Annotated in this window: 2 protein-coding genes; one reads left to right on the forward strand and one right to left on the reverse strand. The window is 56.4% G+C overall.

Annotated elements, in window-relative coordinates:
* On the reverse strand, positions 1 to 157 hold a 157-nt coding region (locus tag KW848_RS32735; protein ID WP_218539179.1), incomplete at its 3' end, for an SDR family NAD(P)-dependent oxidoreductase.
* A gap of 112 nt (positions 158 to 269) precedes the next feature.
* On the opposite strand from KW848_RS32735, the gene KW848_RS32740 reads away from it, so the two are divergent.
* On the forward strand, positions 270 to 543 hold a 274-nt coding region (locus tag KW848_RS32740), incomplete at its 3' end, for a LysR family transcriptional regulator (RefSeq protein WP_218539178.1).

Consider the following 543-nt stretch of genomic DNA (forward strand, 5'->3'; position numbering starts at 1 on the left):
CGCCACGGCACAAAGCGTTCGGCAGCCCTAGTGCCTCCAGGCGGTTGATACGGCGGGCGAGAAGCAGCAATGGGTGGCCCGCCGCCGAAAGCATCCGCGCCGCCGCTTCGCCAATCCCCGAACTGGCCCCGGTGATGATGATCAATGGTTTGGTCATGTGTGAATCTCCTGAAATACGAAAAATAAATAACTGAGCTTGGCCCACAGTATATTTACTGCTATTAGCCCTGAAAAATGCCTTATTCCTCTAACTGGCATCGGAATAAACTATGGATATCCGTCATCTCAAGGCCTTTCTGGCCGTCTTTGAGGAGCGCAATATCACCTCGGCGGCACAGCGTTTGTTTATCAGCCAGCCGACGCTCTCGGTGACCATCAAGCAGCTGGAGCAAGAGTTGGGTGCGACGCTGTTCATCCGCCAGCCACGGGGCGTAGAGGTGACTGAAGAGGCGCGAGTGCTGTATCCACAGGCGCGGCGAATGGTTGCCGACGCCATGGCTTTGAGCCGATTATTTCGTGCAGGTGAAAGCCGCGCACTGCTCG

Origin of the sequence: Pseudomonas sp. PDM25 (assembly GCF_019219045.1) — a bacterium.
GTDB lineage: Bacteria > Pseudomonadota > Gammaproteobacteria > Pseudomonadales > Pseudomonadaceae > Aquipseudomonas.